Annotated in this window: 21 protein-coding genes; 11 read left to right on the top strand and 10 right to left on the bottom strand. The window is 36.2% G+C overall.

Annotation, left to right across the window (positions count from 1 at the left end):
• Positions 1-161: 161 nt before the first annotated feature.
• The 7 genes from QUH73_RS00635 to pstS all read right to left on the bottom strand — a co-directional run bounded on the left by QUH73_RS00635 (position 162) and on the right by pstS (position 7,441).
• Positions 162-1,955 carry a sensor histidine kinase gene (locus QUH73_RS00635; RefSeq protein WP_289528514.1) on the bottom strand — a complete coding sequence of 598 codons (1,794 nt, stop codon included), beginning with the start codon at positions 1,953-1,955 and terminating at the stop codon, positions 162-164.
• Positions 1,956-1,975: 20 nt separating this feature from the next.
• Positions 1,976-2,665, bottom strand: coding sequence for a response regulator transcription factor (locus tag QUH73_RS00640; protein ID WP_289528515.1), 690 nt, complete (start codon positions 2,663-2,665; stop codon positions 1,976-1,978).
• Between the two features lie 72 nt (positions 2,666-2,737).
• The gene (gene phoU / locus QUH73_RS00645) at positions 2,738-3,433 is read right to left on the bottom strand and encodes a phosphate signaling complex protein PhoU (protein ID WP_289528516.1); all 696 of its coding nucleotides are present in this window, start codon (positions 3,431-3,433) and stop codon (positions 2,738-2,740) included.
• 49 nt (positions 3,434-3,482) lie between these two features.
• Positions 3,483-4,340 (bottom strand): phosphate ABC transporter ATP-binding protein PstB, encoded by an 858-nt coding sequence (pstB, locus tag QUH73_RS00650; protein ID WP_289528517.1) that lies wholly within the window; start codon positions 4,338-4,340, stop codon positions 3,483-3,485.
• Entirely contained in the window at positions 4,322-5,215 is an 894-nt protein-coding gene (gene pstA, locus QUH73_RS00655; protein WP_289528518.1) for a phosphate ABC transporter permease PstA, read from the bottom strand. Before pstA ends, pstB begins: the two co-directional genes overlap by 19 nt.
• A gap of 19 nt (positions 5,216-5,234) precedes the next feature.
• The gene (gene pstC / locus QUH73_RS00660) at positions 5,235-6,089 is read right to left on the bottom strand and encodes a phosphate ABC transporter permease subunit PstC (protein WP_289528519.1); all 855 of its coding nucleotides are present in this window, start codon (positions 6,087-6,089) and stop codon (positions 5,235-5,237) included.
• 281 nt (positions 6,090-6,370) lie between these two features.
• A complete protein-coding gene (gene pstS / locus QUH73_RS00665) occupies positions 6,371-7,441 on the bottom strand; it encodes a phosphate ABC transporter substrate-binding protein PstS (protein WP_289528520.1) in 1,071 nt (356 codons plus the stop codon).
• A gap of 319 nt (positions 7,442-7,760) precedes the next feature.
• Between pstS and QUH73_RS00670 the strand changes: the two genes are divergently transcribed.
• From QUH73_RS00670 to QUH73_RS00700, 7 genes are all read left to right on the top strand, one after another.
• Complete coding sequence (locus QUH73_RS00670; RefSeq protein ID WP_289528521.1) at positions 7,761-8,522, top strand: SIR2 family NAD-dependent protein deacylase; 762 nt, start codon at positions 7,761-7,763, stop codon at positions 8,520-8,522.
• Positions 8,523-8,771: 249 nt separating this feature from the next.
• The gene (gene fabG / locus QUH73_RS00675; protein ID WP_101307946.1) at positions 8,772-9,518 is read left to right on the top strand and encodes a 3-oxoacyl-[acyl-carrier-protein] reductase; all 747 of its coding nucleotides are present in this window, start codon (positions 8,772-8,774) and stop codon (positions 9,516-9,518) included.
• A 668-nt stretch (positions 9,519-10,186) separates the two neighbouring features.
• Positions 10,187-11,626 (top strand): hypothetical protein, encoded by a 1,440-nt coding sequence (locus QUH73_RS00680; protein ID WP_289528522.1) that lies wholly within the window; start codon positions 10,187-10,189, stop codon positions 11,624-11,626.
• A 166-nt stretch (positions 11,627-11,792) separates the two neighbouring features.
• Complete coding sequence (locus QUH73_RS00685) at positions 11,793-12,830, top strand: sensor histidine kinase (RefSeq protein ID WP_289528523.1); 1,038 nt, start codon at positions 11,793-11,795, stop codon at positions 12,828-12,830.
• A 35-nt stretch (positions 12,831-12,865) separates the two neighbouring features.
• Positions 12,866-13,906, top strand: coding sequence for a histidine kinase (locus QUH73_RS00690; protein ID WP_289528524.1), 1,041 nt, complete (start codon positions 12,866-12,868; stop codon positions 13,904-13,906).
• A gap of 31 nt (positions 13,907-13,937) precedes the next feature.
• Positions 13,938-14,714 carry a LytR/AlgR family response regulator transcription factor gene (locus QUH73_RS00695; RefSeq protein WP_289528525.1) on the top strand — a complete coding sequence of 259 codons (777 nt, stop codon included), beginning with the start codon at positions 13,938-13,940 and terminating at the stop codon, positions 14,712-14,714.
• Positions 14,715-14,925: 211 nt separating this feature from the next.
• Complete coding sequence (locus QUH73_RS00700) at positions 14,926-15,411, top strand: superoxide dismutase [Ni] (protein ID WP_289528526.1); 486 nt, start codon at positions 14,926-14,928, stop codon at positions 15,409-15,411.
• A gap of 89 nt (positions 15,412-15,500) precedes the next feature.
• Here the strand turns inward: QUH73_RS00700 and QUH73_RS00705 are convergent, their stop codons facing one another.
• Entirely contained in the window at positions 15,501-16,739 is a 1,239-nt protein-coding gene (locus QUH73_RS00705; protein WP_289528527.1) for a hypothetical protein, read from the bottom strand.
• Positions 16,740-16,816: 77 nt separating this feature from the next.
• On the opposite strand from QUH73_RS00705, the gene sfsA reads away from it, so the two are divergent.
• A complete protein-coding gene (gene sfsA, locus QUH73_RS00710; protein WP_289528528.1) occupies positions 16,817-17,512 on the top strand; it encodes a DNA/RNA nuclease SfsA in 696 nt (231 codons plus the stop codon).
• Between the two features lie 41 nt (positions 17,513-17,553).
• Positions 17,554-18,087 (top strand): YkgJ family cysteine cluster protein, encoded by a 534-nt coding sequence (locus tag QUH73_RS00715; protein WP_289528529.1) that lies wholly within the window; start codon positions 17,554-17,556, stop codon positions 18,085-18,087.
• A 42-nt stretch (positions 18,088-18,129) separates the two neighbouring features.
• Here QUH73_RS00715 and QUH73_RS00720 read toward each other — a convergent pair whose 3' ends face one another.
• Positions 18,130-19,359 (bottom strand): hypothetical protein, encoded by a 1,230-nt coding sequence (locus tag QUH73_RS00720; RefSeq protein ID WP_289528530.1) that lies wholly within the window; start codon positions 19,357-19,359, stop codon positions 18,130-18,132.
• Positions 19,360-19,479: 120 nt separating this feature from the next.
• Positions 19,480-21,000, bottom strand: a complete 1,521-nt coding sequence (locus QUH73_RS00725; RefSeq protein ID WP_289528531.1) for a hypothetical protein — start codon at positions 20,998-21,000, stop codon at positions 19,480-19,482.
• A 258-nt stretch (positions 21,001-21,258) separates the two neighbouring features.
• Between QUH73_RS00725 and QUH73_RS00730 the strand changes: the two genes are divergently transcribed.
• Positions 21,259-21,414: a hypothetical protein gene (locus tag QUH73_RS00730; RefSeq protein ID WP_289528532.1), complete on the top strand. Its 156-nt coding sequence runs from the start codon at positions 21,259-21,261 to the stop codon at positions 21,412-21,414.
• Between the two features lie 214 nt (positions 21,415-21,628).
• Positions 21,629-22,216, top strand: coding sequence for a TetR/AcrR family transcriptional regulator (locus QUH73_RS00735; protein ID WP_289528533.1), 588 nt, complete (start codon positions 21,629-21,631; stop codon positions 22,214-22,216).
• Positions 22,217-22,286: the final 70 nt, after the last annotated feature.

Here is a 22,286-nt window from a genome sequence, read left to right on the forward strand (position 1 = left end):
AAAATAGCCACAGGAAATTCCTGTGGCTTGTATTTTTTTACTAAAGTTTTGTAAGTGCTCTAATTTTGGGACATTTAACGAATAGGCTATTGTTCGTTAAATATTGAAAACAGGCAACTGCGTTACTAAAATCTAACGGATTATTATTTTTATACTTGTATTCAAATTACCTTTTTAAGCGAAAAGAAAAATTCAATCCCCTTTTCTTTGCGTTTTTTAACAAATATTCTCCCTTTGTGATAGGCTACGGCATTTTTCACGATTGATAAGCCTAAACCCGTACCTCCCATTTTTCTCGAACGACCATTATCGGCCCGATAAAAACGTTCGAATATGCGTGGCAAATGTTCTTCCTGAATTCCAATTCCATTATCGGTAAATGAGAAGTAATGGTAGTTCGTATCTTCGAAATAATGTTCAATGTCGATTTTACAACCTTCTCCGGCATATTTTATCGAGTTGTCAATCAGATTTCTGAAAATTGAATCCAACAGCTCCGAATTGCCTTTAATTTTAAGATTTTCAGGGAAATTCAGGTCTATTTTCATGTTCGATTCAGTCAACTTCAATTCAAAATCGGTAAGCATATCTGTTACCATTTCATTCACATTTACATCTTCAATAGAGAATAGTTCATTGGCTTCTTCAATTTTAGTGAGAAAGGAGATATCCTGAATTAAATTCGATAAACGATTAATTTGCAGACAGGAACGTTCAATAAATTGTACTTTTTTGTCTTCATCCATCGTTGGATTATCCTTAATTGTTTCCAGAAAACCAGAAATAGCAGTTACAGGAGTTTTCAGCTCGTGTGCTATATTAAGAGTCATTTCCTGTTTAATGGTTTTCTCATTTTCCAGTTTGGTGATGTCGTTAACAGAAATTTCGAAGTTACTGTCCAGAAAAACTACGACCTGAAACAGAAACACTTTATGTCCGATTGTAATGTTCTTTTTCGTGCTGATAATATCAACGTTTGGGATGTAATTTGTTTCCAGCTCTTTGATATTTCTGTCGATAAAATCGTTGATTTCAACCAATTCAGGAAGTTCAAACAGTTCCTGGTAGTTGTGACTCGATATATGAGACAAATAGTTGATGTAATCAATAAAATGGCTGTTCCATAGAATCAGGTTCTTCTTTTTATCAAATATAGCAACCCCTTCCTGTGCAATTTGAAGGTGCATAATCAACTTTTCTTTTTCCTGACTAAGAGCTTCGGTTGTTTTGGTTAGTTTGCGGTAAATTTTTACAATCTGGTGGCTAATTTCACCCAATTCTGTCTTTCCAAAATCCTCATTCGGATCTATTTCTCTATTTTGTGCTGCATTAATGGCAAATTTCCGAAGCTTTGCAATTGAATTTCCAAAATGCTCGGTGGCGTAAATTAGAAAAACTACGGTTACACCAAATAAGCCAAACAGAAAGTAAAAGAATAGGGTGTTTGCCTTTAAAAAGCTAAGTACACTTTCGTTGATTGGAAGCGCAGTCCGAACAAAATATTCATAATAGTTTTTGGAATAATAGTAATAGGATTGTCCGGTAGAACCTGATAAACGGATATTACTTCCTTTTTGAGAATGCAAAGATTTTTGAACTTCAGGGCGGTTGAGATGATTATCAAGTCTTTCTATATTGTCTACATACGAATCGTATACAACTTTACCTTTTGCAGTAATAACTGATATTCTAATGTCTTTGTCGGGCATTAAAGCACGTAGGGTATCTATTTCTGAAAAATTAAGAGTTTCATTCAAGCCTTTTTTTCTGATGAGCTCATGAATTTGCTGCGTGTAAATATTAAGGGCATATTCTAATTTTTCGCGGCGGTACAATCGTTCCTGACTGTATTGAAATCCTCCTATTAGAACGGAGAAAATCAAAACGATGATAAAGAAGAAAAAGAACAACCTCTTTTTGTATTTTGATCCGGATTTTTGAATGGGTTTTTGCATGAATTTATAAATTTGGGACATTAGTTTGTTTTAGGTTCAAAATAGTAACCGTAGCCAGATTTCGTTTTAATAAATTTGTGGTATTCACCAATTTTCTTTCGTATTCGTCTCACATTAACATCTACTGTTCGGTCGCCGATAAAGCTGTCGTTTGCCCAGATAATACTCATTATTTCTTCTCTGGAATATATTCTTCCCTGATGACTGATCAGCAATCGGAGTATTTCGTATTCCGTTTTTGTTAAACCAACATCTTTATCATTAATGCACACTTTTTTTGAGTCTGAGATCATTTTAAAATCATCGAACTTAAAATCCAGATCATTTTTTGAATCAGAAAAAATGCGTTTGCAAATTACATTAATTCTTGCAATTATTTCTTTTACCGAGAAAGGTTTGGATACATAGTCATCCGCACCGGCATTAAAACCAATCAGTTTATCTGCTTCGCTTGTTTTGGCAGTAATAAACAGAATTGGCTTATCTTCCAGATCAGGATTTCTTCGAATTATCTTCGCTAATTCGAGCCCTGAAATTTCTCCCATCATAATATCTAAAAGGAAGAAATCATACGTTTTAAGTTCCAGTACTAATGCTTGTTCTGCTGAGTAGGCAACATCTACATCAAATCCTTCCTGCTTAAGATTGAATTGGAGGATTTCGCATAAATCCTCTTCATCATCAACTACTAATATCTTTAAATCTTTCATGCTTGGAAATCTTTTCCTGGGTTTTTGTTCAAAAAAGTTGAGCTTTAGTAAATCATCAATTTTACCAGTTGTTTACTGATCTTCTTCAGGCAAATCCTTATGGCGTAAATCAATGCCTTGCAGGTAATAAATTGACGCTTCAGCAATATTTGTTGCATTGTCTGCTATTCGCTCGATATTACCTAATATGCTGTTGAAATTTAACAGATTGAAAATTTCGGTTGGTTCACTGCTTTTGGGTGAATTTTTTCGAATCATTCGTTTCAAAATTTTCGATTGCATTTCGTCAACGATCTCATCATTTTTAATGGTCCAGATAGCATACTCACGATCCCCGTCCTCAAAGGAGATCAATGCTTTTTTAACCATTTCTGCGCTTATCGACAGCATGTTTAAAACCGAATCTTTATGATTCTCATGAATTGTTGGCGGTTCCATTTTGTGGAAAAAGCGCATGATGTTATTCAGTTGATCACCAATTCTTTCTACGTGACCAATCATTCTGAAGTACGAGACTAAGAGGCGTAAATCGCTTGCCATCGGATGTTGTAAACCGATTGTTTCAATGATGTTGTCACTCATTTTTATCTCAAACTGATCAATTTTATTTTCGTTCTTTTTAAACGTTTCAATAAGCTCTTTTTCTATTTTATCCAAGCCATGATTAACCACCTCTTCCAATATTTCAAACTGCTGAAAAAGCAGTGTCTGCATTTTGGCGAAATCATTATCAAGCTTATCGAATTTTTTATCTTTTTTAATTGACATAGTATGCGAATTTGTATTGTTAGTATAAGAATTCCTAAATTGTTGAAAATCAACCAAATTTTCCGGTTAGGTATTCTTCGGTGCGTTTGTCTTTTGGCATGGTAAACATTTGTTTGGTTTTACCATACTCAACCAATTCTCCCAAATACATAAACATGGAATAGTCGGATATTCTTGCCGCCTGCGACATGTTGTGCGTAACCAATACAATTGTAAAATCTTTCTTCAATTTTACCAGCAGGTCTTCAATTTTTGCTGTAGCAATCGGATCCAGTGCAGATGTAGGTTCATCTAAAAGAATAATTTCAGGAGTGTAAGCAAGTGCTCTGGCAATACAAAGGCGTTGCTGCTGTCCTCCCGATAGAAATGTTCCTTTGTTGTGGAGAGAATCTTTTACCTCGCTCCACAAACCAACTTCGCGTAAAGATTTTTCAACAATTTCATCCTTTTCTCTTCGTTTCAATTTAATTCCATTTAAAAGATAACCGGCAATAACATTGTCGTAAATACTCATTGTCGGAAAAGGATTGGGGCGTTGAAAAACCATTCCAATCTTTCTTCTTAATAGGATAGGGTTCATCTTGTAAATATCTTCTTCGCCAAGATAAACAGTACCTTTGTTGTGCGTGTCGGGATTCAATTCGTGCATTCGGTTAATGGCTCTAAGCAATGTACTTTTACCACAACCGGATGGCCCCATAATCGCCGTAATTTTGTTTTTTGCAATTCCCGCAGAAACATCGTTAATGGAATATTTGTCTCCGCCGTAGGAAACGGAAAGTTGATCGATGTTAATAATAGGAGATTCTATATTTTCTATTGGGTTTTGCATCATGTTGTTGATTTTATTAGGTTGTGCTTTTATTTTTACTTCAACTTCCTTTTTTTCTAATACTGTACTTTCCATCTTTTTGCGATTGCTTTAGCGGTAAGGTTTAAACATAAAATCAAAAACAACAAGAACAAGGATGCACTCCAAATCATGTCTACCAGATTGGGATCGTTGTAAAATTCCCATATCAATAGAGGAATAGCACTTGATGGTTCTGTAATATCTGTGCTGATTGCGGCACTTCCCAATGCAGTTAGCATTAAGGGAGCAGTTTCTCCTGCAATTCGTGATATACCAAGAATCACACCGGAAATAATTCCACTAATACCGGATGGCAACACGACTCTTAGCATGGTTTTGTGATAAGGAACGCCTAAGGAGAGTGCTGCTTCCTTCAAAGTTTCCGGTATCATTTTTAGCGTTTCTTCTGTTGAACGCACAATGGAAGGCAGCATCATTATTGAAAGAGCCACACTTCCTGCCAGACTGGAAAAGCCTCCGGTAATTGGTTTTACGATCCAAATGTATCCAATAACTCCAAGAACAATAGACGGAACACCTTGCAGCATATCTACAATAAACCGAACGATACCTGCGAATTTTCCTTTTGAATTTTCAGCCAGATACATGCCGCAAATAATTCCCAGCGGAATTGCTATTAATGAGGCCATGCCTACAATAATAAGTGTTCCAACTATTCCGTTGGCAATACCCCCGGGAATAATTTCATTGTTTTTAACAGCAACCATTGCCTCCATGGTGTCCGGGGCAACTTTATAAAAGAAGCTGATGTTAATTTGCTTGTATCCCTTTTTTATCAACTCGAAAAGAATCAGGAAAAGAGGTACGCTTGAGAGGAAGGCCAAAAATATAAGCGTATAAGTGAATAGCTTGTCTTTAAGCAATCGTCCTTTCAGCTTAGCATTTGATAATTGAGCAGATGTATTCATTCTATATATCTTATTTCGGTTAAGCCGATAATTTTTTCATGATTAATTTGCCGAGGTAGTTTACAATACCTGTGATTACAAATAAGAGCAATCCTATTTCAACCAAAGAAGTATATTTTAAACCATCGGCTTCGCCAAATTGATTGGCGATTAAACTTGCCATGGTGTTTCCTAAATCGAAAATTCCTGTTGGAATTTTGTTGGAGTTACCAATCAGCATGGTTACTGCCATTGTTTCCCCAATTGCTCTTCCCAAAGCCAGAATGTATCCTGCAAATATGCCGGATCCTGCATTGGGGATGATAACCGTTTTTACAACCTCAAAGCGGGTAGCACCTAAGGAGTAGGCTGCCTCTTTTAAGTTGCCCGGAACCATCGAGATCACTTCCGATCCAAGAGAGGATGCGTAAGGGATGATCATGATTGCCAGAATTATGGAAGAGGTGAAAATTCCAAATCCCTGAGCATTTAGCCCTAAGTCGGTAATTATGGGTCGTAAAGCATAAAATCCCCATAAACCATATACAACAGATGGGATTCCTGCCAACAGATCGATTACAGATCGTAAAAAGGATGGTAATTTACCATTCCTGAAATATTCGCCTAAGAACAAAGAAATTGAAAAGGCGAATGGAAATGTTAATAGCAATGCCAGAATTGAAGTAACCAGCGTTCCAATGATAAAGGGGAGAGCACCATACGATTCTCTTCCTTGGGTTGGATTCCATTCAGTGGAATAAATAAAACCAAAACCAAATTCTTTAAACGAGGGGATTGCCCCAATAAATAAGGTAGTTACAATTCCTAAAGCGATTAGTACTATCAAAACGCCACTACCAATTAAAAGATATCGAAATATTTTTTCGCTGTTCATAAGCTTTGAACCGTTCCTGTTAAATAGGAGCTTGCTTTCAATTGAGAAACTGTTTAAAAATTTATCCTTTAGCTTTTTTATAAGCCAAAAACCTCATAATTGCGTTAAATTATCTTTAAATAGAACCACTATTCGAATCAAATTTGCCTTATTCTGAGTCTTTTTTCTTCGATAAAAATTTCTAAAAATAAATTTAAACAGCTTCTAAGTCTGGAGAACTTTTTTATTGTGAAAATAAAAATAAATTGAAAGCAAGCTCTATATTGAAATTAATCAGTTTGTTATTTTAAAGACTTACCATTGTAGGTAACGGCGCTCAAAACAGCTCTTGCTTTAGCTGCAGCAGCTTCAGGAAGCGGTGCATAATGCACGTTAGTTGTTTCTTTTTGTGCATCCGAACCAATTACCCATTCAATCAATTTGATGGTTTGAACAGCTTGTTCCTTACTTCTGTTCTTGTAATTCTGTTCTTTGTAAATAATTAACCAGGTAAAGCTTGAAATAGGATATCCATCTGCTGCGTCAGTGTTTGTTAAACTAACACGTGTATCGGCTGGAATTTCGCCTTTTGCCGAAGCACTTACCGATTCAATAGAAGGCTTAATAAAATTACCCGCTAAATTTTGAAGACTTGCCACGGGAATATCCTGAGCAAATGCATACTCCGATCCGATGTAACCAATAGCTCCTTCTGTTTGGCTAATTGTTCCGGCAACTCCGGGATTTCCTTTAGCGCCAAGTCCTACCGGCCAAAGCAATGATTTTCCAGTACCAATTTTTTCTTTCCAATCGGCACTTACTTTGCTCATATAATCGCTAAAAATGAAAGTAGTACCACTTCCGTCGGAACGGTGAACAACAGTAATTGCCAAATCCGGCAAGTTAATACCTGGATTTACAGCAGCAATTTTAGCATCGTTCCATTTTGTGATTTTCCCCATGAAAACACCTTCCATTAATTCAGGAGTGAATTTTAATTCTGGTTTACCAGGAAGATTGTAAGCCGCAACCACAGCACCCAAACAAGTAGGAATGTGAAGAACTTTACCAGGCATTTCTGCTAATTTTTTATCGTCTAAAAATGCATCACTTGCACCAAAATCTACAATTTCATCTTTTAAACTACGAATTCCTCCGCCTGATCCAATTCCACCATAAGTAACCAACAGACCTTTTTCTGAGGAGTAGTTTTTGAAAATTTTGTTGTAAAAAGGTTGTGGGAAAGTTGCACCGGCACCAGTAATGGTTTCCGCTTTCTCAGTTGTTTTTGCTTTTTCTTTTCCTGAGCCTCCACAACCAGTCATAAGGGCAACGGCAATAACAGCGGTTAGAAGCAGTTGAATTTTTTTCATCTTTTTAAGATTTTAGTTTAGAACTATTGTTCCTGTATTTATTAAATTATTTATATTTCACTTTTGCAACAGAGGAGAAGCATGCTCCTCATCTTTTGGTACTACAATGTTATGAAGCTAACATTACAGGAATGTTACAGGAATGTTAAATTATCGTTACATCTTTTAAGTTATTGAATAAAAGGGCGTAAGGCTTGTGTTTTTTCGAATAAAAATAAAAAATGTATCATTTTATGGGGAATTTGATTCCGAATGGAGACCGAATAATTTGTAGAATAAACTTTAAAGCCCGATTCAAGAACAATTAATTACATTTTCAATGAAAAATAAATTAAATAGTAAAGCTGACATGCAGTTGGCTGCAGAACTGATCCGCGATTCAAGATCGATGATTGCATTTACCGGAGCCGGTATTTCTGTGGAGAGTGGAATACCTCCTTTTCGCGGACCGGAGGGCTTATGGAGTAGATACGATCCGCAGTGTTTGGATCTGGATTTTTTTCATTCTCATCCCAAAGAATCGTGGACAGTCATTAAAACGATCTTTTATGATTTTTTTGGAAAGGCAGAATTCAATCAGGCACATAGGGTGTTGGCCGATTTTGAGGCAAAAGGACTGCTAAAGGCTCTTGTAACTCAGAATATCGATAATTTGCATCAGATGGCAGGATCGAAAAATGTTCTTGAATTTCATGGAAACTCTCAGAAATTGATTTGCCCTCATTGTAAGAAAATTTATTTGCCCCAAGAAGTGAACCTGGATGTTTTGCCACCCAGATGCGTGGCAGACAAACAAATATTGAAGCCCGATTTCGTGTTTTTCGGGGAAGGAATTCCTGAAGAAGCTTACCGCAGATCAATTGAAGCCGCACGAAAAGCCGATGTGGTGCTAATAATAGGAACCACAGGAGAGGTAATGCCTGCTGCCATGATTCCTACCGAAGCAAAGCGGGCAGGAGCGACAATTATCGAAATCAATACCGAACCATCCAATTATACCAATAACATTACGGAAATATTTCTTCAAGGAAAAGCCAGTGAAATATTGTTGAAATTAGAAGACTTGATTCAGCGGAATTAATAAGTTACCCATTTGATTCGTTGGCTTTTGCAGGCGGGTTTCTGAACTTTATAATCCGGTGTAAATCCCGAAAGGGTGTTTCAAAATCCCAATTCATAAAGTAAAATAGGGGAAAATATTTTATATTTGTTTTCAATTTTCGAATGATGATGTGATGAATCGCAGTATAAATCGTTGGAAATAGTAGGTTTAAAAACCGGGGAATCCGGTTAATTGTATTGAAAATTAAAAAAATCAAAATAGAATTTCATGAAGTTATTAGAAGGAAAAACAGCTATTATTACCGGTGCATCACGTGGTATTGGTAAAGCAGTTGCAATCGAATTTGCAAAGCAAGGTGCTAATGTTGCTTTTACTGATTTGTTCTACAATGAGCAGGCAATCGAAACTGAAAAAGAAATTGCTTCTTATGGCGTAAAAGCCAAAGGATATGCATCGGATGCAAGTAATTTTGCTGATACTGACAGAGTAGTTAATGAAATTGTAGCGGAATTTGGTGCAATTGATATTTTAGTAAACAACGCTGGTATCACTAAAGATACTTTGTTGATGCGTATGACCGAAGAGCAGTGGGATATGGTAATCAACGTGAACTTGAAATCTGTATTCAACTTTACCAAAGCAGCTCAAAAAACAATGTTGAAGCAACGCAGCGGTTCTATCATCAACATGAGTTCTGTTGTAGGTGTTAGCGGAAATGCTGGTCAGGCAAATTATTCTGCATCTAAAGCAGGTATTATTGGCTTTACAAAATCAGTAGCAAAAGAATTGGGTTCCCGTGGAATTCGTTCCAATGCAATTGCTCCGGGCTTTATTATCACAGAAATGACAGGAAAACTTCCTGAAGATGTTGTGAAAGAATGGGCTGGTAAAATTCCTTTGAAAAGAGGCGGTACTCCCGAAGAAATTGCAAAAACCTGTGTTTATTTAGGGTCTGATCTTTCTTCATACGTAACAGGACAAACCATTCACGTTTGTGGTGGTATGAACATGTAAGAAATACCAAAAACGATATGTAAAGCCATCCTTCGGGGTGGCTTTTTTGTTTTCTATCCCTGTAAAAGGAAGGATAAAAGTAAAATCCGGCTTGTGCCGGATGCTCACCAAACTTTTTTTTGATAGTCTGGCTTGTGCCAGGTGCTCACCAAACTATTTTTTGATTGCATGGCTTGCGCCAGGTGATCACCAAACTTTTTTTTGATAGTCTGGCTTGTGCCAGGTGCTCACCAAACTATTTTTTGATTGCATGGCTTGTGCCAGGTGCTCACCAAACTTTTTTTTGATAGCCTGGCTTGCGCCGGATGTACTCCATTTTTTTTTGGAGTGCGGAATGGAGATGTTTTTGCTCAGCGCATCCCGAAAAGGAAGAGGATTATACCAATTTAATTTCAAAATGGACTTTACTTAAAATGAATTAATTTTTAGCTGTATCGAGGCAAAAAAGTAAAGCATAGCCATGTTACGATGCATCTTTTTTAACGAAGATATAGCTGAAAAGAAACATTTTATAAGGCATGTTTTGATATTAATTTGGTATTAAATACAATTCACTACATTCAATCTACAGTTGAATTCATTTCATTTTTCTTTCTGCTTACTTCTTCGGAATATTGTATCGTAGGAAATAAACAAAATACATGCAAACAACAACTAATACTTACGATATGAAAAAATTTATTCTCTTTTTACTACTAGTGGCAGCCGTAACACTACTTCCGGCTTACCATGGTTTTGCAGCCAAGCCCGATAAAGAAATTACGATTAGCTGGAATTCGAACTGGAATGTTGAAAATCTTAAGATCTCGACCAACGGTGATATCGAATTTAATGATAATTATACAGAGATTACTTCGATATCGGATGGTGGATATCTGAAAATCAGCATGGTGAGTTTCGGTATGAAACGAAAGCTATACGTGAATTCGGATGACGGACGTGTTGTTTACCGATACTTTGAAGGAAATAAGGAGGTAGATTTTGAGCCAAAAGGCCGGGAATGGATGAAAAAGGTATTGCCTGATGTAATTCGTAATTCGGGATTGGATCTGGAGAATCGTGTTCGTAAAATTTATCAGAAGAAAGGCATCACTGGCTTTTTATCGGAGCTGGAACAAACCGACAGTGACTATTACAGTTCGAGAATGGTTGAATATCTTTTGAAGAATAATAAATTGAATAAGGCGGAACTGCAGAGTTTGCTTCGGGAATTTCCTTACCGGATTGATTCTGATTATGAGTTGTCTCAGATTTTTAAAAAGTACAACCCTGTATTTTTGGAAGATGCAGAAGTTTCGGCTGAATTTTTTCGCAGTCTGGCAGAGCTATCGTCAAACTACGAATTGTCGCAGGTGCTGTCATCTGTTTACAAACTGAATGATTTAACCAACGAAAACTTCAACCTTTTTATTGGTGCTTTTGATGACATTTCATCGGATTACGAGAAATCCAATTTAATGAAACTGGCCCTGCATGATGAGAAGCTGACCAACGAACAATTAACTGTTTTGCTTAAGGAAGTGGAAGGACTTTCGTCTGATTACGAAAAATCTCAGATTATTAAGTCGTTGCTGAATGCAGACGGACTCTCAACAAAGAATCTGAATGAAATAATTGAACTAACTCACAGCTTATCTTCCGATTATGAAAGGACACAAATTGTTGGTACAATGATCAAGAGAGGTTTGCTGAACAGGTCTAATCTGGATGAATTTAATGAATTGATTGAAGAAATATCGTCAGAATACTCCTACACACAAATATTAAATGAATTGATTGGTTATGAGGCCTTAGGCACCGATCGTTTTAACTACTTGATAAAAGCATCCGATAATATTTCTTCATCTTATGAATTAAGTAGATTTTACAATTCGTTGCTAAATCAGGAAGAATTATCTGTAGAACAGCAGTTGCAACTGATTTCTAAAGCTGAAAATATTTCTTCCAACTACGAATTGGCGCAATTCCTGACCAGAGCAAGTCAAAAAATGGATTTAAGCAATGAGAAAGTTTATGATGCTCTTATTAATGCAACTCAGGAAATTAGTTCTGAATATGAATATGGGAAAGTTATGAAAGCGATTTATTCTCATCGGAAAGACAGATAAGCCGGCTGTTGCAACTAAATAGAATGATCAACAGCTTATTAATTGTTTTCGGCATGCAATTATACAATTGGAACGAAATTGAAGCCGTAAAAGTTTGATTTCGGACTGATTGCCTTACCTTTAGCAGGTATTTATACTAAATAGAATTAAAATCCCATACGCACCAATGAATAAATACTTACGTTTTTTTATCATCAGTCCTGTTCTTGGAATTTTGTGCTATATGCTCGCTTTTTATGGTCATGTGGGCGAATTGCCTGGCGCTGAATTTAAATTCAACGGATATTTACCCAGCGCCATATTTGGTTTGTGGGCCGGCTTTTCGGCATTGGGAATCGGGCAGTATTTAAACAGGAATTTTAACTGGCGTCAAAAACATGCGCTGCGGTTTTTAATTCAATGTGTTTTGCTGTATGCCGTAGGTTTGATGCTGGTAACTATTTATTCCGAAATGTTTTTAATATCTCTGCGTTCCGAACTTACTTACGCACAGTTTTGGTTGATGTATAAAGATGAATTCTTTAAAACGGTGATCATTCTTTTTATTCTGGTATTTGTTTATTCCCTCTTGGATTTTGTGGTGTATTCTTACAATCAGATGAAGGAAGAGGAGATTCGCTCGGCAGAGATGATCAACAATCAGCTAAATCTGCAGTTTGAAGCACTAAAATCTCAATTGGATCCTCACTTTTTGTTCAATTCCCTGAATACAATTTCTTCGCTGCTTTATAAGGATACCGAAAAAGCGGAACGCTTTATCCGCATGTTTGCCGAAAGTTATCGCTTTATATTTAAGCAGAACGATCAGGCATTAATTCCCTTGCAAAAGGAGTTGGATTTTGTTCAGGCCTATAATTATTTGTTAGAGGTTCGGTTTCAGGAAGCATACGAGCTGAAGATCAACTTACCTGATGCTGTTTTAAAAAGCTATGTTCCCCCTTTAAGTGTGCAGATGCTGGTTGAGAATGCAATTAAGCACAATCTGATATCGCAAACAACACCGCTTGCCGTGGAGATTGATTCGGAGAAGAATTATTTGTGCGTTCGAAACAATATCAATCCCTTGCGGGAGCAACCGGAATCCTTTCAAATTGGCATTGAAAATATTCGAAAGAGATATTCCTACTTTACCGAAGAGACGATTCTTCTGGATAAAAATGAACACTTTAAAGTCAGTTTACCACTGATATCTCAACTGAAATAGTTGAGGTGCAAAACCAATATAACGGACTGTTAATTATGAAGACTAACTATTTAAATCATCTGTTTTACAGGATATTTGCACCGCCTTTGGTTGCTGTATTTGTTTACCTGCTGATATTATTAATATTCGACCGACTCTCTGAAATAGGAAATAATTTTAGTCCGGAAGAGGTTCTCTTTTTGGGAATTGTAACTTTTTCCTTATTCGAAGTATATCGCTTTTGGATTTTCCAAACGGAGAAGATAGCTTATTTAAAAGAACGGGTTTTGCTGAAATCCTTTTTCCTGTTTATGGGGAGTTTTATCATCACAATCATTCTTGTTTTCGCATTCTTTTCGCTCTATTTCATTTATTTTCTGGGATTAAGTGCGTTTAGAGCCGAATTGACCTCCTTTCTCATTGTATTTACTTTAGTGGGTATTTTGTATCATCTTTTTTATCTGAGTATCCGGTTTTTAGATCAGCAAAAGGCTCTTCTGCTGGAGAAAGAAGAAATGAATCGGAAAAATATTGAATTCGAACTGCAGGTGTTTAAGAATAAGATTAATCCTGATTTTTTATATCAGTCACTGGAAAGTGTGATTAGTATGATTCGGAAAAAAGAGGTTGATCGGGCAGAAAAATTCATCGATCATTTGGCCTTATTTTACCGGCGGATATTGGGGAACAGATACTCTGAAATTATCTCGCTTGAAGAGGAAATTCAAAAGGTTGATCAGTACCTGCTCATCAGAAATAACAAATACAACGACAACTTTATTGTGAATTGGAACATTGAATCATCTCTAAAAGATATTCATATTGTTCCCAATACTATATTGCAGGTACTGCAAATGATCGAATATTATCAAATGGTTGATTTGAATACCAAATTGGCTGTTGATGTGAGCGAAAATGAGGATTGCATTGTATTTCATTTTTTGTCTTCGGAGCGGTTAACTCCGGTTCCTAAATTGAATCTGCAGATGAAGACTCTAAAAAAAGCCATTGGTTTTTATTCAAATAAAGAGCTTGTTTGGGATAGAAAGGGAGATTTTACCCAAATTTACATTCCAAAAATTAATTTAGAAGATTAGCAAATAACTAAACCTCATATCCCCATTAATCATGAATGTTGTTATTATAGAAGATGAAGTATTGGCTGCCGATAAATTGGAACGCTTGCTGCACAAATACGATCCAAAAATAAAGGTGATCGATCGATTCGATTCCGTTACTGATTCCACCATCTGGTTAGGTAATCCTGCTAATAAAGTAGATTTGATTTTTTTGGATATCCATTTGGTTGATGGATTGAGCTTCGAAATATTTAATAGGGTGCAGGTACAAACGCCGATCATTTTTACAACTGCCTACAACGAATATGCTTTAAATGCATTTAAACTGAATAGTATCGATTACCTGTTAAAACCAGTAACATTCGATCATTTGTATACCAGTCTGAAAAAATTAGAGAACTTCAGGGAATCGCTAAGCGGAGCAGGGCAGATGAAAAATTTGGAGGAGTTGAGTAATGCCTTGGCTACCATCCAAAAAAATTACAAAACCCGTTTCATGGTGAAAATTGGTGAAAAATTAAGGTCCTTTAAGGCAGAGGATATCACGGTTTTTTACGCCGATGGCAGAGATGTTTTTATTCTGTTGAAAGAAGGCAACCGCTACATTATTGATTACAAAATGGAAGAACTTCAGGATTTGCTGAATCCGGAACAATTTTATCGGATCAGCCGCTCGTTTATCGTTAATATCAATTCAATAAACGGTGTTTCGGTTCATTCCAATTCACGACTTAAAGTAGATTTATCGCAGGAATTTGAAAGAGAACTGATTGTGAGCAGAGAAAAGGTGGGCAGCTTTAAAGATTGGTTTAACGGAATTGGGTAGTTTTCTTGTTTTAGCCTTCAGTTTTAAATGTACAGAAAAACAAAAATGCTGACAGCACAGATATTCTGTGCGATGGATGGTGCAATTACAGGTTAATGCACACGAATTTGTTTTTTGTTTGGAAATTAAAAGCCGGAAATTTTTGTATTATGAATGTTTAGACTAATTTTAAATAAGAAGTTTAAATATTCACTAAAAAATAATGATTTCCATGAAAACTTTACAATCAAAAATTGGAGCAGGCCTTCTAATCTTGTTCATGCTCTTGCTGGGGGCTTCATCAAAATCGTATGCTCATTGCGAGATTCCTTGTGGAATTTATGCCGATTCTCTTCGGATCATCATGTTGTCGGAAGATATTGAAACCATTGAGAAAAGCATGAAAAAGATTACTGAATTATCATCGACCGAAAAAGTGGACTACAATCAACTGGTTCGATGGATCACCAATAAGGAAGATCATGCCAATAAAATTCAGGATATTGCTACCCAGTACTTCATGTTTCAAAGGGTAAAAGTTTCAGATGATCCTAAAATAATGGCTAAAAATGCAAAACTTCTGGCTGTTCTGCACGAAATTTGTGTTTATGCAATGAAGTCTAAACAAACTACAGATTTGGCATATGTTGAGAAGTTGAAGCAGGCAGTTCAAGAGCTTTCTCATTTGTATTTTGGTGAGGAAGAGCATCATCATTAAAAATTCAGGACGGATGAATTAATTCGGGTTGCAATTAGTGCCAACTTGAATTACAAGGGGTTTTCACAAGTAGTGGGAATCTCTTTTTTTTATTCCTTTTCAAGTAAGATATAGGCACCAAAAGTTTTATTTTGAAATGGACTTACCAATGGCAGATACCCATTTACCCATTTTCCATCCTGTATTTTAAGTGGATGTTTTGTCGTCATTTCCAAATGGAATTGGTCGAAACTTGCTTTGAATTGATTAAAGATTTTAAAATTGCCTTTCGAGCCGGAATGAATGTTTTTGTTTAGAAAAAGAGCCAAAGTGCTCATGTTGTACCGAAGGTTAATCTCCAGGCATGGATGAATTCTTAGCTTTTCATCACGATTCAAAACCAACATACAATCAACTCCAAAATAACCCGTATAGTTGGTTGCTATATCCGAATCAGCAAGAGTTTCCGACATACAGGACTCCAATTCATGAATGTATTTCCCGGTCAATAATTTTTCCATTTTGCTTGGAACACCGCCCAAGTAATTGCTCAGGTATTGTCCTTTCGAATCGGTTTCGAAAAATCCTAATCCCAAATAATTCACACTGCCTTTCCCATCGCAATAATATTGAAGCGAAAAATCGAATAATTTATTAAAAAAAGGTTCAACCATTACATAGGATTGTGAGGCAAGTATCCCCTTAATCGATTGAACAATGGATTCATTTAAAGTGGCATGACGAAGAATCTGTATGCCTCTTCCTGCTGAGCTTAATGGTGCTTTAATTACAATTTGCTTCCATTTGCTCATTAGGTTCTCAACCTCTAAAACACTGGTGCAGATTTGTGCTGTTTGATCTATATCAATGAATAATGTGCTTTTGGAACGATTAATTGCTTCTTTTATAATTTTCAGAGCCTTTTTGCGACTGTACAAATCACGATGCTCTGTTTTCCAGTAAGAATTGGCTTGATTTAAAAAATCAGGACTGCAAGACTCTTTAAATGGTTTAAGAATATGATGAATTCTGGGACTCCATCCCCAAGGATGAAGGCTGTCTTTCGGCATTTTAATAAACTCAGAGTCTGCTAATGCTGCGCTTAGTGGTTTGAAATTTGGTAAGCTTACGCCTGCATTTGTCAGTAGATCAATAAATTGTTGATCAGGCGATTGATGAACCAATACTGTATCCATTTTATCAGCAAAAAATAGTGGCAATACATCCAGATCCTGCTCAAACTTTGTTAAGATTTTATTGGGCATGAAACTAACCGTTCCGTTGGCAATGGCCATTTCGCAGGTAGGATTGTAAATAAATATTTTTGGAGAAATTTCAGTTGGCATCATTCAAATTCATATCTTTTTGATTTCACAAAAGTAGGTGAAATCTGCTTATCTTTGGTTTTCCAACATAAATTATAAATATGATTTTTCCCAATAAACTAGTGCATGGTCGATTAATAAAGAGATACAAAAGATTTTTAGCTGATGTTGAGTTGGATAATGGAGAGATCGTTGTTGCTCACACTTCGAACTCAGGCAGCATGAAATCCTGTTTGGAAGAAGGAGCGGAGGTCTACCTGACCTTTGTTGATGATCCCAAACGTAAAACCAGGTACACTTGGGAAATGATCAGGATTAACAAGTCTTGGGTAGGCATTAATACAGTCGTTCCGAATTTATTGGTTTACGAAGCCATCAAAAATCAGGAAATTGGTGCTTTAAGAGGATATTCGTTCGTAAAAAGAGAGGTGAAATTTGGTGATAGCCGCTTTGATGTTTTTGCCTCGAATGAGGACGAAGAGTGCTTTATCGAAGTGAAAAATGTGAGCATGAAGGTGGGTGAGTATGCACGTTTTCCCGATGCAGTAACTACTCGGGGAAAAAAGCACTTAAATACTTTAATGCAGGTAAAGAAAGAAGGTAAAAGAGCTGTGATGGTTTATGTGATTCAGCGATCCGACGTTGAAAAATTTGCTCCTGCATATGATATCGATCCTGATTATGCCGCAACATTAAAAGAAGCTTGCGAAAAGGGAGTGGAGGTTTATCCCATCCGGGCAATTGTAAGGCCGGAAAGAATAGAATTAGGAGAACTGTTGCCTTTCGAATTGGAATAAAGGCGTAATTACTTACTTTTGCCAGCCTAAAGAGATAGAATATGAATGACAAGGCACAAAACGAATTGGAAAGATATCGCGAACTAAGAAATGAAGTAAGCGAATTGAGTGAGAAGTTAGCCAACCTGCATAAAGATGAAATGGCTTGCAAAAAAGGCTGTTCGGAGTGTTGTATGCATTTTTCGGTTTTGCCGGTGGAGTATTTCAGCATCTTGCAGGAATTGAAAGCAAACCCGCCCAAAGAGTATCAGGAACTGAATGAAGAAGCCGATGATTGTAATTTTCTAATTAATGATCTGTGTCAAATTTATCAATCCCGGCCTTTTATCTGTCGCACGCATGGATTGCCTTTGTTATTTATGAGTCCCGAAGGCGATGATTGGGAATTGTCGACTTGTCCGTTAAATTTTACTGGTTTTGAAGATTTTCACAGCGAAAATACATTTCTGCAGGATACCTACAACAGTAAACTATTCTTAATTAATCAGGAATTTGTTAAGAATTATGAAGCTGAAAAATTTGGTGATTTTGATATGATATCTATAAATCGTTTGGTTACTGATTTGAAGAAATAGAAGCTGTTTATTGTTTAACTGGTAGCAGTTAATTTTTTTTTTTCAGGGAGTTACTTTCTCTGCGCCTGGAAAACAAAAAGTGCCGCCGATAACTGTAGCTGTTTGCTCAAGGATCGGAACTCTCAATTTGGGGAAAATGGATTCTTTCAGATTGATGACAACATTTTCATTGGAAGTCCGATTGCCTCGAAATAGGTTCGACGGGGTACAAGTATTTGGGTTCTCCTTTACAATAGGTTCGTCAATATCTGAGAGTGTGCTGACCAAAGAGTCACAAATCAATAAATTGGTAATAAAACCAAAGTCGCCTCCGTCTTTAAGTAAGCCTAAATTATATTTGGGTGTCACAGCAAAGTGATATCCTTTAGTCTTGGGGTTCGTATTTTTGACTGCATCAGCAATCGGAAATCCATTGTACCATCCGGTATTTGATTTATATTCCCAATTTTTAGGGCTGATATGGAACATTGTAATTCCGTAATATTCCATTCCCAGTATTCCATTTTTCATTGTTCCTGCATTAAATGGGAGAAGAAGCGATGTTATCGAATCAGGCAAGCAATACAAAATACTGTCGGTAGTTGTTTCATTGTAGGTAATGATCTGCACTTTGATTGGGCTTGGATTGTTTATTTTTATTTCAATTTTTATCGATTTTCGATTGTTTTTCAGCTCTGTTCTCAGTTGATTAATTGGGTTTGAGATTGTATAGGCAACCTGATATGATTCAGAAATGGCACCGGTATTTGGATTTATTGTTTTCATTCCGCCATTTTCGCTTGACGGATAACAGGTGTTATTTGTAAGTTGCTTTAAGGCCCAGCGACCTTTAGGAATGGAATCATTTAGTTGTTCCGTTTCGCCTGTATTATAATATATTTTCTTTAGCAGATTGGAATAAGCATTGGGAAATCCGCCTGCATGGGATAGTGATGCTAAGTATTTTGAATCTTCTGATGGTTGTACCCGTGCACTTACATAGTTGAAAGTTCCCTCATTGAATATTCCATTCAGATTTTGGTAGTACCATTTTAAACTACCTTGTGACGGGTATTGAATAAGAGTTATCTGTTCCTGATAGAAGGAAGCAATTCCTTTGTTTATTGCATCTGTAAGAATAGGGTAAAGGGATTCGGATACCGGATGTAGTGTTGTATCCGTATCATTTATTAGATTGTTATACTGAGCAATTTCATATGTGTCCGTTTGATATGAAAGAGCAACAGATGCCAGAAGAGGAAGAAAAAGTATTTTTACTATAGATTTAGTCATCACAAATATTCTTTTTTACGATAAGTATAGAATCTATGTAATATGTGAAGACCCGCTAAAAAGCAGGTCTTCTATAGTATTACCTGCATAGTGGAAACAGGTATTTGTTACAACAGCTGATTAAGCGCCTGGGTTTGTAATTGCACCACCAATAGCATATGCACTTTGCTGCAGTTCAGGAACACTTACAATAGCATCTGAAGCTGAGAATGTAACTTTAAATGAACTGTTGTCAGAACTTTCTTTGAATGAGCTTTTGTAAACTCCCTGGCTGAAGCTTCCTAGTTTAATAAAACCAAAAAGTGTCAGATTTCCCGATGAATGTTCTTCCCAACTTTCTTTGAATTTTCTGAAATTTGCATTTCGATATGTTATTTCAACTGTTGGATAGTTCGCAATTAAAAGGTTGTTTAGCATGCCAAAGTTTCCACCATTTTTAAAAGTGTCCATATTGAAAGTCGGTTTAATCACAAACTTAAATCCGCTAATATCCTTTTCTACGTTAGATACAGCTTGAGAAATTGGATCAGCATAATACCATCCTTTTTCAGTAGCTTGTTGCCATGCTGTAGGAGCCATTGGTATCATTGCATATCCTTCCCACTTCATCGAAACGGAACAATCTGTACTTGTTCCTTCAGCTTTCGACATGTCATATGAGCCTCCGCCTGAAAGTCCGAATTTCAACCAGGAACCAACGCTAAATCCGGCCTGACCTTCAATATGTACATTCATTTCACTTCCTGAAGCTGAATGTGTTTCCATTTTAATTTCAATGGTACGACCTTTGTTTTGCAAGTCGTTTGAAATCTCCTGTTTTGATTTATTGATACTATACCCAACATTGAATTTGTCCGAAATTTCTCCGTCATTAGGATTTACTGTTTTAATTCCTCCATTCTTTTTTGAAGGAGATTGAGTGCAGTTTTTTAATGATGTAAGGATCCATGAACCGTTTTGCAGAGTATCCTGCAAAGCATTTACCGGACTCATTATATTTAGATAAATAGAAACATCTGAAATTACCTGATCACTTGATGCAGGCCGGTTTGGTAATAATTTTTTTAAGTTTCTGGCCTCAGTCATTTGGGTATAGCTGATTGGGCTTTCGCCTGCAGCTTCTTTTCCGCTCCAAATACTACCAAAAATATAACCAATAATGTAGTCTAGTTTGGTTTTTACATTTGCTTCTTTCATATCTTCTTCAGAGATGTTGCCATAACAAGTTTGGTAATCAGAAACTACAGTGCCTCCCTGTGTCGAAGCATTTTTAGTTGCTTTATCCAACTGTCCTTGATCATTGCTGTTTAACGAGTATGCAATTGAATTTAACACTTGAACATAAGCGTTTGGAAAACTTCCGGACGCTCCAAGTTTAGCTGTGTTTGTAATATCCCCGGGAGCTACGACTGAATTAATGTAATTGTAGGTTGATTCGTTGAAAATATTGTTGCCATTTTGCCAGTTCCAAAGGAAATCTCCTTGAGAAGGATATTGAATTGGATACAATGGTGATTTAAAAATTGAAGCGACTGCATCCTGAGCTTTTTTTTGCAATTCTGCGTAGAATTCATCTCCACCGGTTTGGTTGTTTGCAACTAGTGTGGCAACATTCTCCATTTCTTTTGTTGAATTTTTCATAAAATTGTCTATTTTTTATTTTTTTTGATGTTATGGACCTATTTTATTGTCCATAACATGCCACAGAGTTTCTGCGGACTTTGTTTAATCTGTTTCAAATGATTTGGAATCGATGATTTAATTGTCCGGATCATTTAAATTTTATGTACATCATTAATTGGTAGTGTTAAATTTGGTTAGTGTAATAAAATGGCTTTTTAATGTCAATAATTTATCCATTTGTCACTAATCGTCTGTAAATATTCTTAAAAAGCAATTATGAAAAAAAAATATATGAGTGAAATGACAAAAATTATCAGTAGGGAGTATGAAAAGTTGAGTAAAGCGAATTTTGGAATCGCTTTTTTTGTGATATTCATGGTTTTGAAAGAAAATTCAATGTCGGCCTCGATTTATAAATCTGTTAAGGTTTGAAGAACTCTGGTTTCTATTTTTTACAGAAGAAAAAAAGTAATATTGAACTAATACAAAGTCATGGCTTTTTGCTTGGATTTGTCTGAATATAATTTTATTGCAGGGTAGTTTTGAAATTAAGCCAGTGTTGTTTAAAATAAAATTTTTGGAATTAAGCTAAATTCTGTTGTAACTTACGAAGAGAGTAGTGGCTTAATTCTTAAAATTTCAGGTTATGGCAACAACGAAAAATAATCCAGCAAATGATTTATTGAAGAAAGAGATTCTAAACATTGCTTTAGAAATTTTTGTGCGGGATGGTTATTTCTCGACAACAGGAGCTATGATTGCCAGTGAAGCTGGTATTAGTGAGGAAAAGTTATTTTCTCTTTTTGAAACGAAGGAGAATTTGCTTCACACAATTGTTGCTGAGGCAGTACATCTAATATTTGATGGAGTAGATCCAAATCAGGATGGTAAATTGCAGGAGGTTGAATTACTGTTTTTTATTAACGATTATTTCGATTCTGTTGAGAAAAATCTTGATTTCTTTCGCTTTTTCTATTCTTTGAGACTTCAGCCGGGGGTTGTTGACCAGTACAAACATGAATTGCACGAAATCGTAAGCCCGAAATTAAATATAATTAGAAAATATTTTAGTAAAGAAGGTACTGAAAATCCAAAGATGGAAACCCGCTTTCTTGTCTCGATGCTGGATGGAATTGCAATGAATTTTGTTTTGGAACCCGATGGTTATCCTATTGATGAGATGCAGCAAAAAGTCTTGAATATGTACATTAAAAAAGCTGAAATTGAAGATTAGCTTTTACCGAAAATTTTCTATTAAGCTTGTTCTTTCAATTTGAGATTATAAATACAAAAGAATCCGGTTC

The sequence above is a fragment of the Labilibaculum sp. K2S genome (genome assembly GCF_030372765.1).
Taxonomy (GTDB): Bacteria; Bacteroidota; Bacteroidia; order Bacteroidales; family Marinifilaceae; genus Labilibaculum.

What these genes read in the sequence shown, in the direction of transcription:
- QUH73_RS00670 (WP_289528521.1), top strand. Translation starts at nt 7,761, where the DNA reads ATGAAAAATAAATTAAATAGTAAAGCTGACATGCAGTTGGCTGCAGAA.
- QUH73_RS00695 (WP_289528525.1), top strand. Translation starts at nt 13,938, where the DNA reads ATGAATGTTGTTATTATAGAAGATGAAGTATTGGCTGCCGATAAATTG.
- QUH73_RS00690 (WP_289528524.1), top strand. Translation starts at nt 12,866, where the DNA reads ATGAAGACTAACTATTTAAATCATCTGTTTTACAGGATATTTGCACCG.
- QUH73_RS00715 (WP_289528529.1), top strand. Translation starts at nt 17,554, where the DNA reads ATGAATGACAAGGCACAAAACGAATTGGAAAGATATCGCGAACTAAGA.
- QUH73_RS00705 (WP_289528527.1), bottom strand. Translation starts at nt 16,739, where the DNA reads ATGATGCCAACTGAAATTTCTCCAAAAATATTTATTTACAATCCTACC.
- QUH73_RS00725 (WP_289528531.1), bottom strand. Translation starts at nt 21,000, where the DNA reads ATGAAAAATTCAACAAAAGAAATGGAGAATGTTGCCACACTAGTTGCA.
- QUH73_RS00635 (WP_289528514.1), bottom strand. Translation starts at nt 1,955, where the DNA reads ATGCAAAAACCCATTCAAAAATCCGGATCAAAATACAAAAAGAGGTTG.
- pstS (WP_289528520.1), bottom strand. Translation starts at nt 7,441, where the DNA reads ATGAAAAAAATTCAACTGCTTCTAACCGCTGTTATTGCCGTTGCCCTT.
- pstA (WP_289528518.1), bottom strand. Translation starts at nt 5,215, where the DNA reads ATGAATACATCTGCTCAATTATCAAATGCTAAGCTGAAAGGACGATTG.
- fabG (WP_101307946.1), top strand. Translation starts at nt 8,772, where the DNA reads ATGAAGTTATTAGAAGGAAAAACAGCTATTATTACCGGTGCATCACGT.
- QUH73_RS00735 (WP_289528533.1), top strand. Translation starts at nt 21,629, where the DNA reads ATGGCAACAACGAAAAATAATCCAGCAAATGATTTATTGAAGAAAGAG.
- QUH73_RS00685 (WP_289528523.1), top strand. Translation starts at nt 11,793, where the DNA reads ATGAATAAATACTTACGTTTTTTTATCATCAGTCCTGTTCTTGGAATT.
- phoU (WP_289528516.1), bottom strand. Translation starts at nt 3,433, where the DNA reads ATGTCAATTAAAAAAGATAAAAAATTCGATAAGCTTGATAATGATTTC.
- pstB (WP_289528517.1), bottom strand. Translation starts at nt 4,340, where the DNA reads ATGGAAAGTACAGTATTAGAAAAAAAGGAAGTTGAAGTAAAAATAAAA.
- QUH73_RS00640 (WP_289528515.1), bottom strand. Translation starts at nt 2,665, where the DNA reads ATGAAAGATTTAAAGATATTAGTAGTTGATGATGAAGAGGATTTATGC.
- QUH73_RS00700 (WP_289528526.1), top strand. Translation starts at nt 14,926, where the DNA reads ATGAAAACTTTACAATCAAAAATTGGAGCAGGCCTTCTAATCTTGTTC.
- QUH73_RS00680 (WP_289528522.1), top strand. Translation starts at nt 10,187, where the DNA reads ATGAAAAAATTTATTCTCTTTTTACTACTAGTGGCAGCCGTAACACTA.
- pstC (WP_289528519.1), bottom strand. Translation starts at nt 6,089, where the DNA reads ATGAACAGCGAAAAAATATTTCGATATCTTTTAATTGGTAGTGGCGTT.
- QUH73_RS00720 (WP_289528530.1), bottom strand. Translation starts at nt 19,359, where the DNA reads ATGACTAAATCTATAGTAAAAATACTTTTTCTTCCTCTTCTGGCATCT.
- sfsA (WP_289528528.1), top strand. Translation starts at nt 16,817, where the DNA reads ATGATTTTTCCCAATAAACTAGTGCATGGTCGATTAATAAAGAGATAC.
- QUH73_RS00730 (WP_289528532.1), top strand. Translation starts at nt 21,259, where the DNA reads ATGAAAAAAAAATATATGAGTGAAATGACAAAAATTATCAGTAGGGAG.